General features: G+C 42.5%; 17 protein-coding genes. 6 read left to right on the forward strand and 11 right to left on the reverse strand.

Features of this window, described 5'->3' with window-relative positions; all coding sequences use genetic code 11:
• Positions 1 to 104 precede the first annotated feature (104 nt).
• Positions 105 to 1,016 (forward strand): DMT family transporter, encoded by a 912-nt coding sequence (locus IOD06_RS00765; protein ID WP_194618573.1) that lies wholly within the window; start codon positions 105 to 107, stop codon positions 1,014 to 1,016.
• A 375-nt stretch (positions 1,017 to 1,391) separates the two neighbouring features.
• Entirely contained in the window at positions 1,392 to 2,339 is a 948-nt protein-coding gene (locus IOD06_RS00770) for a DMT family transporter (RefSeq protein ID WP_194618575.1), read from the forward strand.
• 299 nt (positions 2,340 to 2,638) lie between these two features.
• Here the strand turns inward: IOD06_RS00770 and IOD06_RS00775 are convergent, their stop codons facing one another.
• Entirely contained in the window at positions 2,639 to 3,052 is a 414-nt protein-coding gene (locus tag IOD06_RS00775) for an organic hydroperoxide resistance protein (RefSeq protein ID WP_194618576.1), read from the reverse strand.
• Positions 3,053 to 3,286: 234 nt separating this feature from the next.
• Between IOD06_RS00775 and IOD06_RS00780 the strand changes: the two genes are divergently transcribed.
• Together IOD06_RS00780 and IOD06_RS00785 are read left to right on the forward strand one after the other, a co-directional pair.
• A complete protein-coding gene (locus tag IOD06_RS00780; protein ID WP_265087648.1) occupies positions 3,287 to 4,144 on the forward strand; it encodes an AraC family transcriptional regulator in 858 nt (285 codons plus the stop codon).
• An 84-nt stretch (positions 4,145 to 4,228) separates the two neighbouring features.
• Positions 4,229 to 5,017: a DUF2071 domain-containing protein gene (locus IOD06_RS00785; protein WP_194618578.1), complete on the forward strand. Its 789-nt coding sequence runs from the start codon at positions 4,229 to 4,231 to the stop codon at positions 5,015 to 5,017.
• Between the two features lie 1,168 nt (positions 5,018 to 6,185).
• On the opposite strand, the gene hrpA is transcribed toward IOD06_RS00785, so the two are convergent.
• From hrpA to IOD06_RS00820, 7 genes are all read right to left on the reverse strand, one after another.
• Entirely contained in the window at positions 6,186 to 10,337 is a 4,152-nt protein-coding gene (hrpA, locus tag IOD06_RS00790) for an ATP-dependent RNA helicase HrpA (RefSeq protein ID WP_194619574.1), read from the reverse strand.
• A gap of 198 nt (positions 10,338 to 10,535) precedes the next feature.
• Entirely contained in the window at positions 10,536 to 11,294 is a 759-nt protein-coding gene (locus IOD06_RS00795; protein WP_194618580.1) for a hypothetical protein, read from the reverse strand.
• 323 nt (positions 11,295 to 11,617) lie between these two features.
• A complete protein-coding gene (locus IOD06_RS00800; protein ID WP_194618582.1) occupies positions 11,618 to 11,935 on the reverse strand; it encodes a hypothetical protein in 318 nt (105 codons plus the stop codon).
• A 1-nt stretch (position 11,936) separates the two neighbouring features.
• Positions 11,937 to 12,527, reverse strand: a complete 591-nt coding sequence (locus tag IOD06_RS00805; protein ID WP_194618584.1) for a DUF1543 domain-containing protein — start codon at positions 12,525 to 12,527, stop codon at positions 11,937 to 11,939.
• Between the two features lie 263 nt (positions 12,528 to 12,790).
• Entirely contained in the window at positions 12,791 to 13,603 is an 813-nt protein-coding gene (locus IOD06_RS00810) for a metallophosphoesterase (protein ID WP_194618586.1), read from the reverse strand.
• The gene (locus IOD06_RS00815) at positions 13,596 to 14,633 is read right to left on the reverse strand and encodes an alpha/beta fold hydrolase (protein WP_194618587.1); all 1,038 of its coding nucleotides are present in this window, start codon (positions 14,631 to 14,633) and stop codon (positions 13,596 to 13,598) included. Before IOD06_RS00815 ends, IOD06_RS00810 begins: the two co-directional genes overlap by 8 nt.
• Before the next feature lie 229 nt (positions 14,634 to 14,862).
• Positions 14,863 to 16,284 (reverse strand): DASS family sodium-coupled anion symporter, encoded by a 1,422-nt coding sequence (locus IOD06_RS00820; RefSeq protein ID WP_194618589.1) that lies wholly within the window; start codon positions 16,282 to 16,284, stop codon positions 14,863 to 14,865.
• Positions 16,285 to 16,601: 317 nt separating this feature from the next.
• On the opposite strand from IOD06_RS00820, the gene IOD06_RS00825 reads away from it, so the two are divergent.
• Positions 16,602 to 16,766 (forward strand): hypothetical protein, encoded by a 165-nt coding sequence (locus IOD06_RS00825; RefSeq protein ID WP_189581845.1) that lies wholly within the window; start codon positions 16,602 to 16,604, stop codon positions 16,764 to 16,766.
• 28 nt (positions 16,767 to 16,794) lie between these two features.
• Here the strand turns inward: IOD06_RS00825 and IOD06_RS00830 are convergent, their stop codons facing one another.
• Positions 16,795 to 17,505 (reverse strand): YoaK family protein, encoded by a 711-nt coding sequence (locus tag IOD06_RS00830; protein WP_194618591.1) that lies wholly within the window; start codon positions 17,503 to 17,505, stop codon positions 16,795 to 16,797.
• A 178-nt stretch (positions 17,506 to 17,683) separates the two neighbouring features.
• Positions 17,684 to 18,493, reverse strand: coding sequence for an enoyl-ACP reductase (locus IOD06_RS00835; protein WP_010196229.1), 810 nt, complete (start codon positions 18,491 to 18,493; stop codon positions 17,684 to 17,686).
• A gap of 492 nt (positions 18,494 to 18,985) precedes the next feature.
• On the opposite strand from IOD06_RS00835, the gene folE reads away from it, so the two are divergent.
• On the forward strand, positions 18,986 to 19,582 hold the full coding sequence (gene folE / locus IOD06_RS00840; protein ID WP_010196233.1) for a GTP cyclohydrolase I FolE: 597 nt from the start codon (positions 18,986 to 18,988) through the stop codon (positions 19,580 to 19,582).
• A gap of 114 nt (positions 19,583 to 19,696) precedes the next feature.
• On the opposite strand, the gene msrB is transcribed toward folE, so the two are convergent.
• Positions 19,697 to 20,911 (reverse strand): peptide-methionine (R)-S-oxide reductase MsrB, encoded by a 1,215-nt coding sequence (gene msrB / locus IOD06_RS00845; RefSeq protein ID WP_194618593.1) that lies wholly within the window; start codon positions 20,909 to 20,911, stop codon positions 19,697 to 19,699.
• Positions 20,912 to 20,974 lie beyond the last annotated feature (63 nt).

The following is a 20,974-nucleotide window of genomic DNA, read 5'->3' on the forward strand; positions in this document are numbered from 1 at the left end:
TTTTGACAAAATTTAGCCATTTTTAGCCCGTTTAGATATGATCAATTGAATTGAGGACACGCTCTAGCTAATTAAAACCAATTTAATGATTGTAGGAATTATTTTTGAAAGCCACGTTATACACGATTATTGCCTTAATAGCATTTGCCGCAAACTCTCTTTTTTGTAGAATGGCCTTGGCAGAGGGATACATAGATGCGTGGAGTTTCACTATCATCCGTCTGCTTAGTGGTGCTATCTGCCTGAGCATTATTATGGGCGTTTATAGCTATAATCTACGACGTAAAGATTTAACCTTCAACAATCCACAAAATAAAGCTATTTTGAAAGACAAAGGCAGCTGGCTCAGCAGTCTAAGTTTGGTGGTGTATGCGCTTTGCTTTTCGATTGCTTATGTTGAGCTTGACACCGGAACTGGCGCGTTGATTTTATTTTCAGCGGTTCAACTCACCATGATTGGTTGGGGTATTTACAAAAAAGAGCAGTTGAGTGCCTTACAATGGATGGCTTTTATCGTAGCAGTAGCAGGTTTTGTCTATCTTATGCTGCCATCAGCAGCTGTTCCATCCGTATTGGCAGCGACATTGATGGCCATCAGTGGTGTGGCATGGGGCATCTACAGTATACGCGGCAAAACCTGCGTATCACCGCTACGAGCCACGGGCTTTAACTTTATCAGAAGCCTCGTCGCTATTCCGCTATTACTCATCATTGGCATGGTTTATTTAAAAAACATGCCATTGTCCGCTATCAGTATCGAGGGCATCTTATTGGCTTGCGCGTCGGGCGCAATTGCTTCTGGCATGGGCTACAGCGTTTGGTATATGGCAATGCCTTTATTAAAAAGCACTCAGGCGGCAGTAGTACAACTCTGCGTACCAGTATTGGCTGCCATACTTGGTGTGGTATTTTTATCGGAGCAACTGACCTTACCGTTTATCCTATCAAGTGCAGTCATCTTGGGCGCGGTACTGGTGTTTATCTTAAATAAAAAAACACCACAGACCGCTAGTTAATATTATGAGGCATGGTAAGTCCGATATAAAATGACTTACTCTATGTCATACCCATCAAAAATAAGAATGCCAGTAGCATAAGTTACTGGCATTTTTTATGTGTGGTTATGACTATGTAACAGCCAATATACTCATAAATACTCAACTGGTTTTGGCTACCATGTCTTTAATAATGATATCCTATCTAGGGCGTGTCCCTCAATTTGAACGAAAGCGGCTAAATCTTGACAGACTGAATCAAATAGCTGATCAATATCCTTATATTATCTACTCTATTTTTCTTGTTTGACGACAATTTACCTTATTTTTATCACCATTTTCAAAATGAGCACACGTCCTAATAATCGGCTTCATTACTTATTACTAGGGTAGTTCATGAGTGAATCAACCAATAACAACTCATTTTATAAAAGACACACTTGGCTTGTCCCGTTAACTTGCCTGTTGGCTGGTGGCGCCTTGATAGGCATTTCCACCAATCTAGCGAAAGCGGCAGGGCAAATTGGCTTATCGCCACTCGCCTTTCTTTTTTGGTCGATTACTGGTGCAGCGTTTCTACTATCAGCCGTGGCGATTTTACGGCATGATTTGCCGCCGCTAACTGTCCGTAGTTTGGAATATTATTCGGTCGCTGCCCTTGTCAGTGTTGCAGGCTCCAACTTGATTTTATTTTCTGCAATTCCACAAGTTGGTGCAGGTTTTGTCGCCTTAATTATCGCTTTGCCACCATTGCTCACCTATCTTGGCGCGCTATTTATGCGTATGGAGACATTCAATGTCGTTCGCGCTATGGGCGTGGCGGCAGCGCTGAGCGGTGTGGGTGTCTTAGCAATACGCAAGTTTTCGGCTCCCGATGCCAGTATTTTCTGGATTTTACTCGCGCTGTGTGGCCCTGTTTTGCTAGCGATTGGGAATATCTATCGTACCTTGCGTTGGCCAAATGCGGCGTCGCCTAGTTCGCTGGCACCCGGCATGTTAATCGCGGCGGCTATCTTTTTAGGTGTGGTTGGCACCTTGCCGAACTTCTCGCTTGCGGTGCCAACGGGCGCATTACTGCCTATTGGGTTGATTGTGCTACAAGCCTTTATCTTTGCTGGACAATTTTTATTGCTGTTTTTATTGCAAAAAACAGGCGGTCCCGTGCTATTAAGTTTATTGGGCTCAGTAGGCGCAATCGTTGGCGTGCCGGTAGCCATCTTTTTGCAGGGAGAAAGTCCACCAGAGGGTCTGTTTTTAGGAGCTTCCTTAATTGCCCTTGGCATCGTATTGGTCACTTGGGGTGGCGTAAAAATGATAGTAATTCCAGATAATACGCATCAGTAAGGCATGTCCTCATTTTAAAAATACGGATCATACCAAACCCAAAAAGTACGATTAGCTGTGTCAAACTCGCTTAATCTACAATGCGTAGTACTTATATTCGTTGTCCTTGCTACTCTAATTTTTGTGAATGGTATCACTTCTTGCTATTGCAACTTCATCTGAAAACCCTATTTATCGATGACAAAAAAACGCCAGTAACTTAAGCTACTGGCGTTTTTTTTGGAGATTTACGCTGACTAGTAAGAGATTATTGGTTTATTAGCATAAAACCATAATCGCTCTACGACAAAGCACTTATATTAGACAACGGTCACGTGTAAGCGGGCATCAACATTACCACGCGTGGCATTCGAGTACGGGCACACTTGATGAGCCGTTTCAATCAATGTTTGCGCTTGTGCTTCGTCAATGCCAGACACTTCAACGTATAGATCTATATCTAAGTTATAGCTGCCATCTTGCTTCATACCAATACCAACTTGGGTAGAGGTTTTCGAAGCCGTGATCGGCAGTTTCATTTGTTGCGCCGTCAGGTTCAAGGCACTATCAAAACAGGCCGCGTAGCCCATCGCAAAAAGCTGCTCTGGATTGACACCCTCTTTGTCTTGCTCTTGAAAAGAGACCAAATCAAAGCCTAATGAGCCATCATCTAAGCCTGTATGTCCAGAACGACCACCGGTTGCTGTTGCGCGAGTTTTATAGAAAATTTTCATAATATATTCCTTTTTTGATGTTATTAGAAGTCATGCTTGTTTTGTTTCAATGGAGTTATTATAGGCACTCTCAGCTTAAAGCGTTAGAATAGTCCTCCAAAACTCTTGCCTAATTCTATAAATATATGTAATATTAAGTCATTAATTATATTAAAGACATACTATAAAAAATATCAAACCGAGAAACACCAAGCTTATAAACTTTCAATCAACACGCCTTTATCTAAGATAACTATGATGCAGCCAACAACGATTGCGCAACTACTTAACATACTGCCCAAGAATCAGACCATCGAGTCTGCTATTCCGGGTTTATTTTTCTACTGTGCAGATAGACCCAATAGAACCGTCAGCTATATTCAAGAGCCTAGTATTTGTATTGTATTACAAGGTGAGCGAGAGATTTATTTAGGGAATGATTGCCAAAATTTTGATAATAGCAATTTGATGTTTTGCCCTGTAAACATTCCCCTGAGCATGCATGTCAAACATGCCTCAGTAGACAGTCCAGTTATTGTAATGTCTATGAAGTTAGACCTTGCTATGATTAGAGAAATATTGGCCCAGATACCGCCCGCACGAAATACAGAAGAAAAGCATCTGGGTATAAAATGGCATTTGGATAATACGATACTTGCCGCCTTTGAACGACTCATCAACTTGCTCGATTATCCAAATGATATAGAATTTTTATCTAAATTAATTCAACAAGAAATCTACTACCGACTGCTCTCAGCACAGCAAGGCAATAAATTGCGACAGCTCGTCGTCAATGGCAGTCATACGCATCGTATCAGCCAAGCGACGGATTGGCTCAAAGCACATTTGAGTGAACCCGTCATCATCGAAGAGTTGGCCAGTAAATGTGGCATGAGTGTTTCAGGGTTTCATCAGCATTTTAAAGAGATCACTCAATTAAGTCCGCTGCAATACCAAAAAAGCCTACGCTTGATGGCAGCGAGGCAGCTTATTCAACGTGGTGAATCACAAATTTCACAAGTCGCCATGCAGGTAGGCTATGAAAGTCCCAGTCAATTTAGCCGTGAATATAAGCGCTTGTTTGGAGTCAGTCCGAGCAGTGAGCTTAATTAATAACTGACGCACCTTGAGCGCTATAAAGGGTGTAGATTCATTATCTTAACCTTAACCATTATCATAATTATATAAGGAAATATCGTGCAAGAATTACGACGTTTTGAGGATTATTTATATGAGAGACCTAAACCCACAGGTATCGACGTTGTATGCGGATTAAAACATTTTTCTATTATCACGTATGCAGTGCCAGTAGACAGGTTCGAGGGAATATTTCCTGACAGGTTCAAGCTCGATACGGTCATGATAGACGGCGAAGAAAAAGGCTTGATCTCTATTGTACCCTTTATCGATGTTGATTTTACCTCTGCGGTTTATCCTTTTCCAACATTCACCATGGGACAGACCAACTATCGTATCTATATCATAGATAAAAAGACTGGTGAGCGCTGCGTATGGTTTTTAGGCACCACTTTAGATTCTTGGACATTAGCAGTACCAAGGTACTTATGGAGTTTGCCTTGGCATAGCGCGAAAATGACTTTTGATTGTCAATTTGATGACGCAACTGGCAAGTATGTAAAGTATTCGGTAAACGCTGAGTCAGAATGGGCAGCGGCGTCGGTATCGCTTGCGCAAAATACAGAGGATGATTTTTCGTTCCCAGGCTTCCCTGATACAGAATCGGCGCTTATTTATTTGACCCATCCGCTGGCAGGATTTTATCATCGCCGTGATGGTAAGCTTGGTAGTTACCGGGTCTGGCATAAAAGACTTGAGGTACAGCCAGCCTCTTTGATTTCTGCCAATTTCAAGCTGTTATCAGACTTAGGCATTGTCACTCTTTCAGAGCAAAATACCCCCTATAGTGTACTTATTCAGCCTTTAAATAGGTTTACTATCTATTTACCGCCAAAAGTGATTGGTTGACCCGTTCGCTATCTGTCTGGTGTATACATTATGAAATAACACTCAGACTTTGATAACTTTTTTCTTATAGGTCAGTGTAGCTTTTGACTTCATTTTATTATTTTACGTATTCACGTCAAGGAGCCGCTTAGACGACTCAACTTCTCAATCGAATCACTCATGAAATATCCTAATCAAAAAAATAACAGTTGACTTGACCTATATATTCATAATATAACATATATATAATTTATGCATTTAGGGCTATTAAAACACCGTTATTCCTAGGTTAATCACAAGTATATTTCGTGAGGAGCTACTATGATTCGTTTCAGTTACACACTTAAATGCTGGACACTAAGTACTGTCTTTTACTCGGTCTTTTACTTTTCCGTGTTAATGACAGATCCTGATTTTGGTAAATATAACCATATGTTAGCGCTAAGCACATTGCTCTTCCCGATTTCCAAGCGAGCAATTGACGTATTGAGTGACTCTTTGAGGCTCGATTTCGATATGTTTGATGGCTTGTTATCACCCTTACTCATCAATATTACGATATGGCTGCTTACCCCTTTTATCGTCTTTCTAACATTTATTGCTTTTTTGGCTTATAGCATGGGCGTGGTAAAAAGAAATCTGAATGGTCGAAACTAATAGCCAAGATTCCCTAATACCACCAGAAACTAATTCATTAACCTCAAAGCTTCTTTTAAAACTGCCTCGTAACTACACTTCTTTTTCTACGCTTGTTGGCGCGAATACCTTCGCATTTTTATTATTACTGGCTTGTGTTTCATCACAGTCCGTACTCATAAATATAGTTGATGCAAATCCTAATATTATCAATCTACCTTTAATTATTATTTTTTATCCTGCTCAAAAATCTACGTCAATGTATTGAATAAAGTCCAAAAAACTCTGGGCCGTGTCCTCATTTTAAAAACGGCTATAAAAATGAGATAAATTGCAGTCAAACGAGGAAAATAGTGCCAATAATATCTGTATATTAGGATCTGTTGAAAAAATTTAGCCCATTTAGATACAATCGCTTGAATTTAGGACACGCCCTAGTGTAAAAGAATAATAGCCCTTTAATTTAATCAAATATTATCGACTAAATTAAAGGGCTATACAATACAATGGTCATATGTTGTCAATGAGCAAGCTTTAACACTCATATCGAGCCTTAACTCACTTTATCCCACATCTTGCTTAGACGCTTCGGTGATACCGCCATACGGGTTTTCATGGGCTGGGCGAACAGTTGAATGCGATACTCCTCAACCATCCAGCGGTACTCGCTGATAGACTCATTGTTGGCGCGACCTGCCAGACGCTCCATGTGCAAGTCCAGCGCATAGACACCATCTAGGTCGGCTTCGATATTGTGTTCAAGGCGCTCAATGCGAACCTCCAGCGCCTCTAGATAGCGCGGATACTGCTGCCATTGACTGTAATCCATATGATAGACAAAGTTGGCAAGCTGCAAGTCCTGCAACTGATCCTCGATGTCTTCGATAGACTCACCAAAGATCTCTCGATCGAGCATGAGCAAACTCTGACGAATGCGTTGCCAGCGAGTGTAGACATTTTTGAGAGTTTTTATGACAGCTTGACCAGTCAATAAGAAGTTGCTCAACACAACCTCAAGTGTTTGCCCATATTCCTCTGGCGTGAACGGGAGCTCCTCGCTTAAGCCAACAGCGATATCATCAGCGCTCTCTGGCAAATCTTCACTATGATCAAATAAAATATAGTGCTCTTCCAGAGCGGCATCTAGCGTCGCATCGATAACAATGGTTTTTAAGGCTTCCATGTCGCCAAGGGGCGCAAATGCCAGTTTGAATATCTTATCAATTTGGCTGGTCAGCTGTTTTTTCTTAGCGCCAAGCTTACCTTTGATTAAGGTCAATACCCCGATACGGTGCGCCTGCAATGCAGCATTGACATCGGTATACTGATGGATCGATACCGCCTCACCAGCTTCATCAGTGACCAAAGCAGCAAACTGTTTCATCACCACGCCTGCGCTATGATGATTTTTGCTAAAGGCAAAATGCTCAGGGAATTCGGTATGCGCGCCTTGCTGCTCATTCACAGCCTGTCTGGTCTCAGAGGCGTGACGAATCTGTAGCGTCTGGAGGTCGCGACCTTTTTCTATAATGTGATTTTTATCATCGACCACACAGATTTGTGGCTGCAAATAGCGATCAATGGCAGAGGGATTAAAATTGTCTGCTGTAACCGACATAATGCCGCGACGGTTTAAGGCTTGGCAAAGCTGCTTGAGCAATCCTTGTCCACCAGCGGGTTGCAATTCATCAAACAAACTATCGGCAGTATCGGGAATCGGCACAATTTGACGGCGAATATCTTTTGGCAGTGACTTAAGTAATTGCAAAACCAACTCAAAGCGCCAACCGGGTACGCCCCATAACAGCTCGATAGCATCTAGCTGCGGTAGCGCCACAAGTGGCACGCGAATAGTCACTCCATCATCATCGCTCGCAGGATCAAAAATATAGCGTAGTGGTAATTTCAAATCACCCAACTGCCATACTTCTGGAAAGTCACCTGTGGTCGGTGCTTGGCTATTGAGTACGTCGTCATCGGTGAAGAAAAGATGCTTGGCATCAGTTTTTTCAACCTCGGCACGCCAATCTTCAAAAGCCTTACGACTGGCGACATGCTCAGGGATTTTCTTGTCGTAGAACTGGTACAGCGTCTCTTCATCGACCAATAAATCACGACGGCGCAGTTTGTCTTCGATACGCTCAACATGAGCGATTTTGTCCATATTATGCTGCAAGAATGGCGCTTGGCGACCTAAGTTACCCGTTACCAAACCATCTCTGATAAAGATTTCTCGCGACTCAACTAAATTGACTTGCTCATAATTGGTCAGTTGCTTACTGATAATAATTAGACCAAATAAACTAATCTGTGCGTAAGCTTTAACACGTCCCGTTTTCTTCGACCAATGCGGCTCAAAGTAGTGATACTTCAATAAGTCACCTGCCGCTGAGATAATCCATTCTGGTTCAATTTTGGCAACAGTACGCATAAAGACTTGCGAGGTTTCTACAACTTCAAACGCCATGACCCACGGTGGTATCTGTTTAAACACCGTACTCGCTGGGAAGATTTTGGTTTTTTGCTGGCGCGCCGCTAGATATTCACCACGACTTTCAGTCTTGTGAGCAATCGTAGACAACAGACCTGTTAATAATGCGCGATGTAAATTGGCATATTTGACCGCTTTGATTTCTTCATCATCAATCGCTGTTGGATCGTTAGTCACGTTTTCTAACGTATCCGTAGTTTTTGCCTCTTTAACATCCGTAAGCTTGAGGTCGGTGACCATTTGCACCAACTGGCGATGAGTCTGACTCCATTCACGCACCCGTGGAAAGCTCAGATAGTTTTTCTTGGTAAATTGCTTGCGTTGATTACCAGAGAGCTTGTTGCCATCTTCATCGGTTTCAAACAAGGCTTTCCACAGACTTAGATAAAATAAGAAATCTGAGTCATCTTGGCGAAATTCTGCATGCTTTTGATCCGCTTGTTGACGCTTATTGGCAGGACGCTCGCGCGGATCTTGTACGGCAAGCGCAGCGACCACAATAAGCATTTCACGAATACAGTCAAAATCAGAACCAGCAACCAGCATACGTGCCAGCCTTGGATCAATTGGCATACGTGCCATCTTTTGACCAGTAGGCGTCAGGCTTAAATGATCGAGACCTTTTTTTGCTTTTGGCTTGTTGGTCTGAGGAGAGGCGACAGCTTCGCTTTTAGCCGTAATTGCCCCTAACTCATCGAGTAATTTATGACCGTCAGTAACTAAACGACTATCGGGTGGCTCAATAAACTCAAAATCATCAACGCTACCTAAACGCAGATTGGCCATTTGTAAAATAACTGAAGCTAAGTTAGTACGCAGAATCTCAGGCTCAGTAAACTCAGGGCGACCAGTAAAGTCCTCCTCGCTATAAAGACGAATACAAACACCTGGTGCGACACGACCACAGCGACCTTTGCGCTGATTAGCAGCCGCTTGTGAAATCGCCTCAATCGGTAAACGCTGCACGCGTGAACGATATGAATAGCGTGAAATCCGTGCAAAGCCCAGATCGATCACATAGCGAATACCGGGCACGGTTAGCGCTGTCTCAGCCACGTTGGTCGCGATAACGATACGTCTGCCGCGACCGGACGGCTGAAAAATACGCTGCTGCTCTTCATACGTCTGTCGCGCAAACAAAGGCAACACTTCAGTGTGCTTCGGGCCATGACGCTCTAGCACCTCTTGTGTCTCACGAATCTCTGCTTCGGTCGCGGCAAATATCAAGATGTCTGCTTGATCAGCATGACCTTTGCTTTGGGCGTCGCTAAAGCATTCCTCTACCGCAGCCACAACCGCCCGTGGCAGGTTCTCTTCAAAATCATCGTAGCTGTCATCATCCGAGCTGGTCACCGGCTCATCGGTCAGCGGACGATAGCGAACTTCAACGGGGAAGCTACGCCCTTCGACATTAAAAATCGGTGCGGGTACGTTACGTTTTAGCTTGTTATCATAACGACTGAAATATTCACTAAAGCGCTTGGTGTCAAGCGTTGCAGAAGTGATAATAACTTTTAGATCAGGACGCTTGGGCAATAGCTTTTTCAAATAACCCATAATAAAATCAATGTTTAAGCTACGCTCATGGGCTTCATCAATGATAATGGTGTCGTACTTACTTAAAAATCGGTCATGTCCTAGTTCAGCCAGCAAGATACCATCGGTCATGAGCTTAACGACCGATTGCGCTGTACCCTGCTCATTAAAGCGAATCTTAAAGCTAACCGTATTACCTAACTGCTCGCCTAACTCCTCAGCGATACGATTCGACACACTCCGTGCTGCCAATCTCCTTGGCTGTGTATGCCCTATTTGCCCAGTAATACCGCGACCTGCCAACATTGCCAGCTTCGGTAACTGAGTGGTCTTACCCGAGCCTGTCTCACCAGCAATGATAATGACTTGGTTATCAATAATTGCTTGGATTAAATCTTCTGCTCGCTGACTGACAGGTAAATCAAGGTTTAATTTGGCTGGCAAGTCCTGAGGAATGCTATTGATACGCGCTTGCACTGCTTGCTGCGAGCGGGTTTTTATTTTGTCATATTGTGCGCGTTTTTTGGCAAGAATATCTTCTGCTTTATCGTTTTTCTCGTTCGCGTTATTGTTGGATTTTTTATTCTTAGCAACAACAGCACGCGCCAGCTCACGTTCTAAGCGGTTTAGATAATAGCTGTCTTTTGCCAGTACAGGCAGTTCTGCAAAGTTATTTATATCATTTGCTTCAGCTAAATCACCAGCTGCGTTATTTAAACTATCAGAAAAATCATCGCTTGCTAAATTTGAATCATCATTAAAAGTATTAGACATATTTGCTTAGGCTATTTATTGTTTATAAGTGGTTTGATTATGGGGGTAATTTGGGTCAGATTCAAGGTGGTTATAGTGCTTGCTTGGCAGCTGAGACCTCTTTTACCTATTTTCAAAACGCTCATTTAAAATCTCTTCAAGCTCATCAGTCATAGGCTTAAATTTAAAATGTTCTGGCTCCATTTGAGCAATCAAAGCATACTGAGCATTTTCAATCGAGTTATTCTCACAAGAAAAATGATTCATCTCTTGACCGGTGATAGTATTAATAATATAAAAGGTGGTATCGCCATCTTCAAATTGCGACAGCTGATAATAATTATTCGGATCCCTCATAATGAGTCTAGTACTATTTAAATAAGTCGCATAATAAGCACCCTCAGCAGCTTGCTGCGCCTCTAACTTTAAGGTATTGCCTTGGGTGGCGAAATAATACTTGAGCATATAACCAATATCACTATTAATCACATCCAAACGTAAATGCTCACCGTTTTGTGTGATGCACTGATAGATCATAAAAGGTTCATAAACCCGTGGTTCAGTAGCGACATTCTCGTCCACTATGCTCTCCCACTCCATCCCCATAATAGGCGCATCTAACATGAGGCTTCCATCCTCAATCAACTTATACCCTGCTGGTACGTCTTGATCTTCGACCGTAAACTGGAGGTTTAACAACTCATTATTTTCTTTTCGAGAATTGTCAGTATCGTTACTCAGTACCGCTGTAGTGTCGTCCGATGTGTCTTGTTTATTCTTTTTATCCCAAAGTGTTATAGCCACTAGAACAATAAAAATTCCTATCCCAAGGCCAATACCTGCGATAACCCACTTAACAAACCCTCTTATAAAATTTTTCAAATCTACCAGCCATATTTTATTTTTATGAATAAATTATTTGTAAATTTAGGGTCTGTTGAACATTGAAATGTGGAACTGGCAGTGGCTATTTTTTAGACAGTACGCAGTGAAATTTTTGACGCCTAGTCATTCTAGGGTAGACAATTTCGCCATGTACTGGCAAAAAATAGCCCTGCCCCTGCTTGTATACTTGGGGCTGATGCTAAAATCACTCCAAACGTTGTTGCAAACCTAGCTAAGGTCTCGACATTATCGTCGGTTTACGCCTAGTTTGATGCGATTTTAGCAATCAGCAGTCCTAATATTTGAATGTTCAACAGACCCTAATCGTTACTCGTATGAATAACCTGTTGACTAGCAGCCGCTTGCATAAAGAAGTTCTGCATCTTTTGTAGTGGCACCCTAGGGAAAGGTAAGTGTAGCGAGAGTATTAACTTTTCAAACCCTACCATCTCATCAGCCAATGCTTGAGCAATGTCGGGTTGAATCTGCGGATTGTCATACAGATTATCAATTAACCAAGTGAGTTGCGGAAAACTGCCATTGTCATGAATCTGATATAGGGCGGGCACTAGCTCATCAGAGATTTGGCAGCGCGTTTTGCGAATTATGCCGTTCTTAAAGTACATATTTAAAGCCATATTATGTCACCTTCCTTAAATTCTTAATACTGAGGTAACCGACGTACTCTTTGTCATCATCGGTATTTGCAAGTGCATGACTATCATGAGCAATAGGTTCAATTAAAATCTGTACGTTTGAGATAAGATCATTAACGTTATAAATATCGTCGATATCCACCGCAAATTTATCATCAATATGCGACGCGGCATCGAAAGGTGAATCTTTATCTTTAAAAGTAAATTCTTTATAAAATGCACTCTGTTTGGCTTGTTTGACAGCATCGGCTTGAGTGGCAGCAACGATAAGTAGTTTATAATGAAACTCTTCGAAGCTCCCCTGCTGATAGCCGCCTAAATTAATAAAGAACAGTTTTAAACCATTATTGCCATCACTAGTTGCTGATTCGACTAACTTTATCGAGTGATTACCAACCTTAGTAATAGCGCGATACGAGTCGATGTGCCATTTATTTTTGACTTCAGGCCAATGGTGATTAATATCCTCTATTAGCTCGCTCACCTGATTGGCCACGCCAAAAAACATGTCATGCTGCTCAATCAAACGACCTTTTGGGCGACCACCAAGTTGCACCATAAATAGTGTTGGCATCTTATGCAATCCTTATTAGGCATATAAAACTTGTCGTTAATCTAGGGCATGTCATCAATTAGCACATTGATACATTTAGTGGTCTTAAAATGGCTAAATTTTGCCAAACATCGTCAGAAATCTTGTCAATATGTTCATATTTACGGCAATTCCTTCCTTGTTTGGCTGCAATTTTCCTCATTTTAAGCCACACAATCTAAATGATGACACACCCTAGTTAATGTTATCAGCTTAGTCTGAAACTGCTTTAGCTATTTTTATAGTTATAACACCCGCCCTGTCCTTAGCGCAAACGCCCAATCTTCACGACCGTTCATTGCAGCCAATTTAGCCGCAGCTTCATAATCATAAGGTACTTTGATATGCTCAACTTGCCAGCTTGTATCTTGCACAGCATCTTGTATAGTACTTTGCTTAGCATCAATGCATTTAATAAGCGCGTAACTGGCATGTGGCGAATAGGTTTGCATTTTATGAGCGATAGGCAAATCATCTTCATAGGCTGGATAACCAACGCTACCTGTATTGACTATCATTTGCCCTGTCGATAGCGTAACGGTACGTGGGATATGAGTATGACCACAGATGATAACGGCGCTCTCAATACCGTTAAGCAGTGCCAGAATATCTGCATCATCACGTACTATCGGCTGCCCTGTTTCGATATTCTCGAGCATATATACCATGTCATCCGTTGGTGACCCATGGCATAGATATATATCTTCACTCAAATGATAATCAAACGGCAAAGCTTGCATCCATTCAATAGCCGCTTTGGGTAAGTCCTCAAGGATAAAAGCCATGGTTGCGTTATCAGCAATATCTGCCGCTGTCGCTTCATAAATCTGTCTATCCTGATTACCTCGAATCGTAATGATATCGTTCTGATGCGCCATCAAAAGCGCATAGGTATCTTTAGGGGCAATCGGTCCGTATAAAATATCACCTAGATTGACAATTTGATTGATATTGCGACGTTTGATATCAGCCAACACAGCTTCAAGCGCGAAGACATTGCTATGAATGTCGGAAATAGCGGCTATTGTCGTTATTCGTTTATTTTTTGGATTACTCATCTATTTGTTCACCAAGCAAAAACTGCTTTACTACTTTAACCGTCGCTACGGAATCCTCTTCGTGTGGTACATGTCCCAAATTATCAAATATTTTTAGCTGGCTATTAGCGATATCTCGATGAAACAGTTTGGCATTTTCTACTGGAATTAGGTCATCTTGCGCACCCCATAAGATGAGGGTTGGTAAATTTAATTGTTTGATTTGTGCTTGATTTGCCGTGTTATCCATCTCCAGCAAGCGGCGGTTCAACGCCAGACGGTTGCCTTGACGCAAAGTCAAATCGTAATAACGATCCACCAAAGCCTCATCAACTTTACTGTCGTCCGCATAGACGCTTAAGATACTTTTTTTCACAACATCACGCGGTAGCACACGGCTAAGCAGTGGGGTCAGTATGGGATATTTCGCCAGTTTAAAACCAATAGGCACCTGCTTTGGTGTTGCAGGGTAGCCAACTGCATCGACCAATATAAGGTTATTAACCCGCTCAGGATATAATGCCGCAGTACGCCACGCGATTTTACCACCCAGCGAGTTTCCTGCTAACGTCACACGACCCACTTCTAAATGATCAAGCACATCAATGACGAACTTAGCATAATTGGCACTGTCATACTGAGTAGATTCATCGGTATAAGGGCCAGTCAAGCCAAACCCTGGCAGATCCATGCTGATGACACAATAGTCATCACTTAACTCATGCGTCCAGCCCTGCCACGTATGCAAACTTGCTGAAGTGCCATGTAGTAATACGATAGTTTTGGATTGTTCAAAAGCTTTAGCACTATTAAGGTTAGATTTTATCTCATTTTTTATGGCATTTTTGCTCGGATGGGCAGTGCATCTTGGCGACCTGATCACATGCGCCTGCATACCTTGCACGTCTACAAACTCACTATTGGGCAGTTGCCAACGCTCTAGGTCGGCGACGCTTTTATCAGACGCCCAATAAAGTGCGATTAAAGCTATCAATAAAACAAGCAGCCCCAAAACAATAAAGACCATGATTTTCGTTAGACGTTTTGCCATTTTTATTAAATCCGTTTAATGAGATGACGTTATTGATTATTGTTAGAACATGTCCTCATTTTAAATCAAGGTGATAAAAATCAGACAGATTGTCGTTAAAAAAGAGAAATCTTATACCGTTATTAGTTATGTTATACAGTCATTAAACCTAAAAAGAAACAAAAAACCCGATGCTTGAGAGTAACTCAAACATCGGGTGTCATGGATTTATAGTCAGCTTATTATAAGACTAAATTAGGAAAAAATACGCCCATAGCCCTACCACAAAGGTGGCGATGATATTAAGAATAATACCTGTCCGTATCATCTCTGACTGCTTGATAAGCCCCGTACCAAATACAATCGCGTTTGGTGGTGTGGCGACAGGAAGCATAAAGGCACAAGAGGCACCAATACCTATGACCAGTACCAACACTTCATGTGGTAAACCCATCTGTTCAGCAATAGCAGCAAATACCGGTACTAATAATGCGGCAGAGGCGGTATTAGAAGCGAACTCTGTTAAGAAGATAATAAATGCTGATACCGCAATCATTACGATAATAAGTGGTGCCGAAGACAACGCATTGGCCACGGTCTCGCCCAGCACCAACGAGGCACCAGAAACTTTCAAAATTGTTGATAGTGCGATACCACCACCGAACAACAGGAGCACACCCCAGTCAGTATTATCAGAGACTTGTTTCCACGATACGAGCCCTAAGCTCACCACCGCTGCAGCTGCTGACAAAGCAATGACCGCATCGGTATCGGTGATATCAAGTGCCGCACCGATTTTTTTGGAGAATATCCAACTCAGTGCTGTCACAATAAAGACAATAATCGTCACTACACGAGGTTTATTCCACTCAATAGGTTCCTCTTCGACAAGGACGACCGTACGATTAAGATTGGGCTTCAGGAACAAATACATAGCGCCTAACAACAACGGCAATAGTACCAACATCATTGGAATACCGAACTTCATCCAATCGATAAACGCAATATCAAGCGCTTTTGCGGCGATGGCGTTGGGCGGTGAACCAACAATCGTACCCAGACCACCCAAACTGGCAGAGTAAGCGATACCCAATAATACAAACACAAACGTACCGCGATCTTTTTCGCGGTCAACCTGCGTCAGAATACCGAGTGCAAGGGGCAGCATCATCGCAGCCGTGGCAGTGTTCGATATCCACATCGACAAAAATGCAGTGACCCCAAATATTAAAAATACAGCCGTACCAAGCTTGCCACCTGACATAGACAGAATTTTTAGCGCAATTTTTTTGTCCAATTGCTGTACATGCAAGGCGGCAGCCAAAGCAAAACCACCAAAAAACAAGTAAATCGTTGGGTTTGCAAAGCTCTGCAAACCGATTTCGGCATCGAACTCTGGGATGCCAATCAGTGCGCCAACCACCACCACTAATAGTGCAGTAATGGTCACATGTAGCGCTTCTGTCAGCCATAACACGCCGATAAAGAACAGCATGGCCAAGCCTTTATTGGCATTTATATCGAACGGCAATACATTGTAAATAATCATACTGACAATGGCAGCGATAATAACCAGTATCAGCCCTTTGCCAGTTCCTTTTGGAAAGGTATCGGTAAATAAATACTCATTGCCATCATCAGGAAGATGGCTGTCTAACTTTTGCTCTGACATAACATATCCTTATTGTCCTCAAAGACGTTATAAAAAACTAAAATATAAAGATGATTTTGAATCGTGACTGTTTTTTAACGATAACTTTTTAACGATAACCTTTTAAAGATAACGTCATCCTACTAAGAAATTTATGTGGTTGAATGGCAACCCCAATGATGTTCCGTTACATATCGTCACTAAACAAGCGCACATCGCATATGTACAACGAGGTAGCGCTATCACATACTTGATGGGTAGAATAAAAATGAAACGCCAATGAATATTTGCTATTCACCTCTTCGTTGGCAGTCAATAAAAATAATCAGGAGCATGCTATGACAGACTCAAATAAAACAGACGCAACCACGAAGATGGCGCCAACAGATATCAACCAAGATGGTCTCGATAAAAAAGACCAACAGCGTACGGATGATTCTGCCCTAGATATGATGCAAGGTATGCACGAACATGAAGACCATGACTCAGAAGACGATAAATAATTCGGTATAAACAGCTATAAAAAATAGCCTAAAAGCGCTTATCTGATGATAAGCGCTTTTTTAGTTGTGGTGGTCTCTGTTCTGGCAGATGATCTGAGGCATAGTTATAGACGAATGCCGCTGTCAGTACGATAGTGATCGGTACAAACAACGCGCCATAGCCGATCCTAGCATATAAAAACGCGCCCACTACCCCGCCACCGCAAAAGCAATACCAAATAATCGCTTGAAAACCCAATGTCGGTTTGCTAATCGAGCGTCCTGCTAGCCAATTACCAATAGCAGCACCCATATCTGACGTTAGACCCGTTAGATGAGTAGTACGAATGACAGCGCCACTATAGGTCGCCACCATCGCATTCTGTAATCCGCACGCCATTGCCGCCGCCAATTGTCCAAAGTAATCATGTTCTTTATACAGCAGATAGCTGATCAGCAGTAACGCCGCTTCAATATAAAGCGCAGTGCCATAGCGCCGTCCTAACTTCAATGAGGTTTGCCCAATGACAAAACCGCTCAATATTGCCCCTGCCAAAAATGACAACAACGACGCGCCAATATATAAAATACTTCGGGCATCAAAATGAGCAATAGCAGCAGCAAACAGACTCACGTTACCTGTGACATGCGAGACGGACAAATTGGTAAATCCCATCAACGCTGCCGTATTGAGGCAGCCCGCACTGAATGCCAGTACAGCCCCGCCCCACAGTATCCACCTTGGTAATTTGGTTATCATATCCACCACCTAAAGGCTTGTTACCGAAAAGCCCGTAGTATAACCAAAAAAGACAGCCGGTTGGCTGCCTTCTCTGTCATTACGCTAAGGGTTTATTATAACCAATGACTCTTATGGCTTTTATAGTTCTCAAGAATTCATAAAACACAATAAATGCCAATTAAGACTTTTTGAATAATTACTGCTGTGGCTCATCAAGCATCATTAATTGTTCACTGATGGCGACAGTATTGAACCCAGCATCAACAAACATAATCTCACCAGTGATACCTGACGCCCAAGGCGATAGTAAAAACAAAGCCGCGTTGCCTACTTCTGTTTGACTGACATTACGCTGCAGCGGTGCGATTTTTTCGCTGATATCGAGCATCTTGCGGAAAGACTTAATACCGCTGGCTGCAAGCGTGCGAATAGGTCCTGCAGATATAGCATTAACACGTATGCCTTCACCGCCCATAGAGGTCGCTAGATAACGGACACTAGCTTCAAGACTGGCTTTTGCCATACCCATGACATTGTAGTTTGGCAATACTGAAATACTGCCTTCGTAAGTCAATGTCAACATAGAGCCATGGCGCATTGCTAATAATTCACGAGCTTCTTTAGCCAAAGCAACAAAACTGTAGCTCGATATATCATGGGCGATATGACTGCCTTCACGCGTCGTGGCGCTAACAAAATCCCCGTTCAGCTGATCCATCGGTGCAAAGCCAATCGCATGCACCACGCCATCAATACCATCACCCCAATGGGCAGTCACTTGCTCAAAGCAAGCAGCAATAGACTCATCAGAGGCAACATCACACTCCAGTACCAAATCTGCTTCGAATTTTTCAGCAGCCATATCGACGCGTTTCTTAATTTTGTCATTTGGGTACGTCAGGATTAACGAAGCCCCTTCACGGTGTAACGCTTCTGCGATAGCCCAGGCGATAGAGAGCTTACTTGCGATGCCAGTGACGACGAATCTTTGTCCTTGAAGTAGCATAATATTTCCTTTTTGAATCGATAGAAATTATCTAGAATCGATATTTATTTAGAGTTTTTAAGTGAAAAGTAGCAAGTGATAAAAAATGTAAACCAGAAGATGGCCCATTATACATGAATTGATTTAAGTAAACAGTCGTAAACTGTACTTGAATGCCGTTATTCAAATACACTCATATCAAAATATGATGCTGACAATGATGGTCAGTATATTTTAGCAGGCTACATTGATAATAAAACCCATATACCGTTATCTTTTTACTGCTTATTTCCAAAAAGTCAGCCATTAAACACAATTGCCCTAGTGGCTTCGATGGCACCATCGGCACCACTCTTGCGATTAAACGCTTAACTGCTCGCCACAGCAGTATGAAGTTAAGCAGATTTCGAGTATAATCACAGCCCTTCCCAGCTTGCATAATTTTTATAAGAATCCTTACATGATAGGATTCAACGTTAAGCTACACCCACATTTTGGATGGCTGCCAAACCTATGAGTAACACTCCCATCATAACCCCAGATTATAAAGAAAGTACCGAATCTTATCGCCAACTGATTGAATCAACTGGCGAAGACTTAGATCGTCCTGGATTGCAAGATACGCCTATTCGGGCGGCAAAAGCCTTTGCTCATTTAACCCAAGGCTATCATCAAAGCTTAGATGAAGTGGTCAATGACGCAGTATTCCCATCGACCAACCGCGAGCTGGTGCTGGTGCAAAACATTGAGTTTTATTCGTTATGTGAACATCATATGCTTCCTTTTCATGGGGTTGCACATATTGGCTACCTACCGAATGGACAAGTATTAGGACTGTCAAAGTTTGCGCGTATCGTAGATATGTTTGCCCGTCGTTTACAAATTCAGGAAAACTTAAGTGAACAAGTGGCACAGACCATTATGGACGTGACGGGCTGCCGCGGTGTAGCCGTGGTGATGGATGCATCGCATATGTGTATGATGATGCGCGGTGTTAATAAGCAGCATTCAACCACACGAAGCACGGCGATGCTGGGCGAATATGTTCATGATAATCAAGCACGAAATGAGTTTTTGGGTGCTGTACCTAAGCGCCAACCGGCATTTTAAAATGGTATTTTAGAATATTAAAAATAAAAAAAGGACACTTATCAAGTGTCCTTTTTTTTATGCAATTTAGATGTTTTTAAAACAGAGATACTATTAGCGCGTAGTAAACCAGTCTTAGCTAACTGGTTTTACATCATCTACCCAGTTGCCATAACCAGCAGCTTCCATCTCAGCTAGTGGAATAAAGCGCATTGCCGCTGAATTCATGCAATAGCGTTTACCCGTTGGGGCTGGACCATCGTCAAATACATGACCCACGTGCGAGTCAGCGTAGCGGCTGCGAATTTCGGTACGGGTTGAAAAAATACCACGGTCTTCTTTTTCGACGACCACGTCAGCGCTCAACGGACGGATAAAGCTAGGCCAGCCTGTGCCAGACTTAAATTGATCACGAGAAGAATACAGTGGCTCACCCGATATCACATCGACGTATAGCCCGGGCGCTTTATTGTCCCAATATTCGTTATCAAATGCGCGCTCGGTACCCTCTTTCTGAGTGACTTTGTACTGAATGTCACTGAGCGAGTTTTTCAGCGTTTCCTGTGTTGGCTTCACAAATGTCTTTGGATTGAAGCCAGCACTTGCTTTAGTGGTTGATGACTTATTTGATGTTAGTTGCTGTACGCTACTAGCAGTGGGTTTGAACTGGTTAAAATCTAGCTCATAATCTTTGCCATAGACGCTTTCGATAAACTGATATCGACCAGAATTAAAAGTATAAGCCTTATAGCGTAGCGGATTCTTTTTGTAATAGTCCTGATGATACTCTTCTGCCGGATAAAAGGTGCTGGCAGGAACAATCTCAATCACTACTGGTTTTTCATATACACCAGAGTCTTGCAATGATTGCTTGGCAGCTTCTGCTATCTGCTTTTCTTGGGCATTATTATAGAAAATAGCGGGGCGATATTGCGTGCCTCGATCGACATACTGACCTTTATTATCAGTTGGATCAGCGATTCTCCATAGCGCCTGTACTATACCGTTATAAGTAATCTTCTTAGGATCATAGTATACTTGCGCCGCTTCCGTATGACCTGTGCCACCTGCTGATACCTCTTTATAGGTCGGATTTTCAGCACTGCCACCTGTATAGCCAGACACTACTTCTACCACACCAGGAATTTTCTCATAGCCTGCTTCCACACACCAAAAGCACCCACCAGCAACCGTAGCCACTGCCAATCCTGGGGTTGTCGGTGCATAAGGGTTGGCAGCAGTGGTGTCTTTCACAGTAGGGCTGGTTTCGGTCGAGGCACAGCCTGCATAAAAAGCACTGCTCGCCATGATTACTAACCCAATGACTTTAGACGGTAATATACGATTCATAACTATCTCCTAAAAGGATTTCATTTAACTATCATAACCTCTAGGTCTCACCGAAGTATTCCT

The sequence above is a fragment of the Psychrobacter sp. N25K4-3-2 genome, from assembly GCF_015351755.1.
GTDB lineage: Bacteria > Pseudomonadota > Gammaproteobacteria > Pseudomonadales > Moraxellaceae > Psychrobacter > Psychrobacter glaciei.